General features: G+C 55.3%; 3 rRNA genes. All 3 read right to left on the reverse strand.

Annotated elements, in window-relative coordinates:
• Nucleotides 1–50: 50 nt before the first annotated feature.
• Nucleotides 51–167 (reverse strand): 5S ribosomal RNA (gene rrf, locus ACZBH1_RS17490).
• Between the two features lie 104 nt (nucleotides 168–271).
• Nucleotides 272–3,378 (reverse strand): 23S ribosomal RNA (locus ACZBH1_RS17495).
• A gap of 430 nt (nucleotides 3,379–3,808) precedes the next feature.
• Nucleotides 3,809–5,331, reverse strand: a 16S ribosomal RNA gene (locus tag ACZBH1_RS17500).
• The 16S, 23S and 5S rRNA genes sit together here, the layout of an rRNA operon.
• Nucleotides 5,332–5,525 lie beyond the last annotated feature (194 nt).

Here is a 5,525-nt window from a genome sequence, read left to right on the forward strand (position 1 = left end):
TTAACGCGGAATGGCCACCCTGCGTTGGGTGGCCATTCCGTGTAATGGGTGTCCGGCGGTGTCCTACTCTCCCACAGGGTCCCCCCTGCAGTACCATCGGCGCTGAGAGGCTTAGCTTCCGGGTTCGGAATGTGACCGGGCGTTTCCCTCTCGCTATGGCCGCCGAAACTCTTTCGATGTTTCAGTCAACGACAAGCACAATATGTTGTTGTCAGATTCCCGACCGTACATCGGGAACCACTCAGTGGACGCAAGCACCATGGAACGGTGTGTTATCAAGTCATCGGCTTATTAGTACCAGTCAGCTGCACGCATTGCTGCGCTTCCACATCTGGCCTATCAACCCAGTAGTCTGGCTGGGAGCCTCTCACCCCGAAGGGTATGGAAGTCTCATCTTGAGGCCGGCTTCCCGCTTAGATGCTTTCAGCGGTTATCCATCCCGAACGTAGCTAACCAGCGGTGCACTTGGCAGTACAACTGGCACACCAGAGGTTCGTCCAACCCGGTCCTCTCGTACTAGGGTCAGATCCTCTCAAACTTCCTACGCGCGCAGCGGATAGGGACCGAACTGTCTCACGACGTTCTAAACCCAGCTCGCGTACCGCTTTAATGGGCGAACAGCCCAACCCTTGGGACCTACTCCAGCCCCAGGATGCGACGAGCCGACATCGAGGTGCCAAACCATGCCGTCGATATGGACTCTTGGGCAAGATCAGCCTGTTATCCCCGAGGTACCTTTTATCCGTTGAGCGACAGCGCTTCCACAAGCCACTGCCGGATCACTAGTCCCGACTTTCGTCCCTGCTCGACCTGTCAGTCTCACAGTCAAGCTCCCTTGTGCACTTACACTCGCCACCTGATTGCCAACCAGGTTGAGGGAACCTTTGGGCGCCTCCGTTACTTTTTGGGAGGCAACCGCCCCAGTTAAACTACCCACCAGGCACTGTCCCTGAACCGGATTACGGTTCGAAGTTAGACATCCAGAGTGACCAGAGTGGTATTTCAACAACGACTCCACGAATACTGGCGTATCCGCTTCACAGTCTCCCACCTATCCTACACAAGCCACACCGAACACCAATACCAAGCTGTAGTAAAGGTCACGGGGTCTTTCCGTCCTGCTGCGCGTAACGAGCATCTTTACTCGTAATGCAATTTCGCCGAGTTCGCGGTTGAGACAGTTGGGAAGTCGTTACGCCATTCGTGCAGGTCGGAACTTACCCGACAAGGAATTTCGCTACCTTAGGATGGTTATAGTTACCACCGCCGTTTACTGGGGCTTAAATTCTGAGCTTCGCCTTGCGGCTGACCCGTCCTCTTAACCTTCCAGCACCGGGCAGGCGTCAGTCCGTATACATCGTCTTGCGACTTGGCACGGACCTGTGTTTTTAGTAAACAGTCGCTACCCACTAGTCTCTGCGGCCACCACACCCTTTTTGAGGCAAGCTCATATAAGTGGATGGCCCCCCTTCTCCCGAAGTTACGGGGGCATTTTGCCGAGTTCCTTAACCACGATTCTCTCGATCTCCTTGGTATTCTCTACCTGACCACCTGAGTCGGTTTGGGGTACGGGCGGCTAGAACCTCGCGTCGATGCTTTTCTTGGCAGCATAGGATCACCCACTTTTCATCCGCATCGTGTCTCAGCCTGAATGAGGGACGGATTTGCCTATCCCCCGGCCTACGCACTTGCCCCGGGACAACCATCGCCCGGGATGGGCTACCTTCCTGCGTCACACCTGTTAATACGCTAACCGCCTCAGCATGGGGTCGTGCGCTAGGCCCACCGCATCACCCCGAAGGGATCCGTCAGTGGGATTCAGACACTTAGCACTACTGGATTGGTTGGGGCGGTTCTTCGCCGGTACGGGAATATCAACCCGTTGTCCATCGACTACGCCTGTCGGCCTCGCCTTAGGTCCCGACTTACCCAGGGAAGATTAGCTTGACCCTGGAACCCTTGGTCTTTCGGAGGACGTGTTTCTCACACGTCTTTCGCTACTCATGCCTGCATTCTCACTCGTGTAGCGTCCACGGCTGGGTCACCCCGCCGCTTCACTCGCCACACGACGCTCTCCTACCCATCAACACGGCTGGACCACGAAGGCCTACCAATAATGTCAATGCCACAACTTCGGTGGCGTGCTTGAGCCCCGTTACATTGTCGGCGCGGAATCACTTGACCAGTGAGCTATTACGCACTCTTTCAAGGGTGGCTGCTTCTAAGCCAACCTCCTGGTTGTCTAAGCAACTCCACATCCTTTCCCACTTAGCACGCGCTTAGGGACCTTAGATGGTGGTCTGGGTTGTTTCCCTCTCGACTATGAAGCTTATCCCCCACAGTCTCACTGCTGCGCTCTCACTTACCGGCATTCGGAGTTTGGCTGACGTCAGTAACCTTGTAGGGCCCATCGGCCATCCAGTAGCTCTACCTCCGGCAAGAAACACGCAACGCTGCACCTAAATGCATTTCGGAGAGAACCAGCTATCACGAAGTTTGATTGGCCTTTCACCCCTATCCACAGCTCATCCCCTCAGTTTTCAACCTAAGTGGGTTCGGCCCTCCACGACGTCTTACCGTCGCTTCAGCCTGGCCATGGATAGATCACTTCGCTTCGGGTCTAGGACATGCGACTGAATCGCCCTATTCAGACTCGCTTTCGCTACGGCTACCCCACCCGGGTTAACCTCGCCACATATCGCTAACTCGCAGGCTCATTCTTCAAAAGGCACGCTGTCACACCTACCAGGGGTGCTCCAACGGTTTGTAAGCAAACGGTTTCAGGTACTATTTCACTCCCCTCCCGGGGTACTTTTCACCTTTCCCTCACGGTACTTGTCCGCTATCGGTCATCTGGGAGTATTTAGGCTTATCAGGTGGTCCTGACAGATTCACACGGGATTTCTCGGGCCCCGTGCTACTTGGGATACTCTCCACGTCAGAACACGCATTTCGACTACGGGGCTGGCACCCACTCTGGCCCGCCTTTCAAGACGGTTCGTCTATACGCTTCTGTCACGTCGACCACTCGGCAGAATGGTCAGGAAAGTCCCGCAACCCCCCACATGCAACGCCTGCCGGCTCTCACACACATGAGGTTTAGCCTGATCCGATTTCGCTCGCCACTACTCACGGAATCACGGTTGTTTTCTCTTCCTGTGGGTACTGAGATGTTTCACTTCCCCACGTTCCCTCTACCCGCCCTATATATTCAGGCGGGAGTCACTAGGTCGGCACGCCGCCCAGCGGGGTTTCCCCATTCGGACACCCTCGGATCAAAACTTGCTTATCAGTTCCCCGAGGCTTATCGCAGATTGCTACGTCCTTCTTCGGCTCCAGATGCCAAGGCATCCACCGTTTGCTCTTAAAGACTTGAAATCACATGAGTTCATCAAGAATCGAACCCGAACCGAAGTCCGGGCTGAAATTGACTAATGATCTTTAAGATCATCTACACAAGACAACCCCGAAAGGTCATCTTGAAGATGCTCGCGTCCACTGTGTAGTTCTCAAAGTACGGGCGGCACCCCCCACCACCGACAACAGCCGGCAACCAGGAGGCCCAGAGGAAGAAACACCCACTCCCACCAACCGGCAGGAGCAGCGTCCGGTCCCTCAGGACCCAACAGCGTGCAGGCACCCCGCTCACAGACCCCCACCCTCCAACCACACCCCCGAAAGAGGACGCGGCGTACTAGTAGGAACCAGCTGCGCTGATGCCATGTCAAATGTTCCACCCACGAGCCCCCGCAGAGACATTCGCTCTGCTGAGGTTCCTGCAACCCTTACGGGTCGAGGTGCTCCTTAGAAAGGAGGTGATCCAGCCGCACCTTCCGGTACGGCTACCTTGTTACGACTTAGTCCTAATTACCGATCCCACCTTCGACGGCTCCCCCCACAAGGGTTGGGCCACCGGCTTCAGGTGTTACCGACTTTCATGACTTGACGGGCGGTGTGTACAAGACCCGGGAACGTATTCACCGCAGCGTTGCTGATCTGCGATTACTAGCGACTCCGACTTCATGAGGTCGAGTTGCAGACCTCAATCCGAACTGGGACCGGCTTTTTGGGATTCGCTCCACCTCACGGTATTGCAGCCCTTTGTACCGGCCATTGTAGCATGCGTGAAGCCCAAGACATAAGGGGCATGATGATTTGACGTCATCCCCACCTTCCTCCGAGTTGACCCCGGCAGTATCCCATGAGTTCCCACCATTACGTGCTGGCAACATAGAACGAGGGTTGCGCTCGTTGCGGGACTTAACCCAACATCTCACGACACGAGCTGACGACAACCATGCACCACCTGTTCACGAGTGTCCAAAGAGTCCCCTATTTCTAGGGTGTTCTCGTGTATGTCAAGCCTTGGTAAGGTTCTTCGCGTTGCATCGAATTAATCCGCATGCTCCGCCGCTTGTGCGGGTCCCCGTCAATTCCTTTGAGTTTTAGCCTTGCGGCCGTACTCCCCAGGCGGGGAACTTAATGCGTTAGCTGCGTCACGGAATCCGTGGAAAGGACCCCACAACTAGTTCCCAACGTTTACGGGGTGGACTACCAGGGTATCTAAGCCTGTTTGCTCCCCACCCTTTCGCTCCTCAGCGTCAGTTACGGCCCAGAGATCTGCCTTCGCCATCGGTGTTCCTCCTGATATCTGCGCATTCCACCGCTACACCAGGAATTCCAATCTCCCCTACCGCACTCTAGTCTGCCCGTACCCACTGCAGGCCCGAGGTTGAGCCTCGGGATTTCACAGCAGACGCGACAAACCGCCTACGAGCTCTTTACGCCCAATAATTCCGGATAACGCTTGCGCCCTACGTATTACCGCGGCTGCTGGCACGTAGTTAGCCGGCGCTTTTTCTGCAAGTACCGTCACAAAAGCTTCTTCCTTGCTAAAAGAGGTTTACAACCCGAAGGCCGTCATCCCTCACGCGGCGTTGCTGCATCAGGCTTCCGCCCATTGTGCAATATTCCCCACTGCTGCCTCCCGTAGGAGTCTGGGCCGTGTCTCAGTCCCAGTGTGGCCGGTCACCCTCTCAGGCCGGCTACCCGTCGACGCCTTGGTGAGCCATTACCTCACCAACAAGCTGATAGGCCGCGAGCCCATCCCAGACCGAAAAATCTTTCCAACCACTGAAGATGCCTTCGTGGTTCATATCCAGTATTAGACGCCGTTTCCAGCGCTTATCCCAGAGTCCAGGGCAGGTTGCTCACGTGTTACTCACCCGTTCGCCACTGATCCACCCAGCAAGCTGGGCTTCACCGTTCGACTTGCATGTGTTAAGCACGCCGCCAGCGTTCATCCTGAGCCAGGATCAAACTCTCCATAAAAAATGAATACCACCCACAACCCGGGAAAACAGGTCACAAGCAGCGAGTTCAACCATGACCAAAAACGAATATCAAACTGACATCCATGAATTGATCCAAAAAAGACCCCCACCAACCAGAAAACTGGTCGACAGAGAAATAAATTTGGCATTTGACAAGTGCACGCTGTTGAGTTCTCAAAGATCGGACGCACC

The sequence above is a fragment of the Microbacterium sp. ZXT2-5 genome (genome assembly GCF_055329545.1).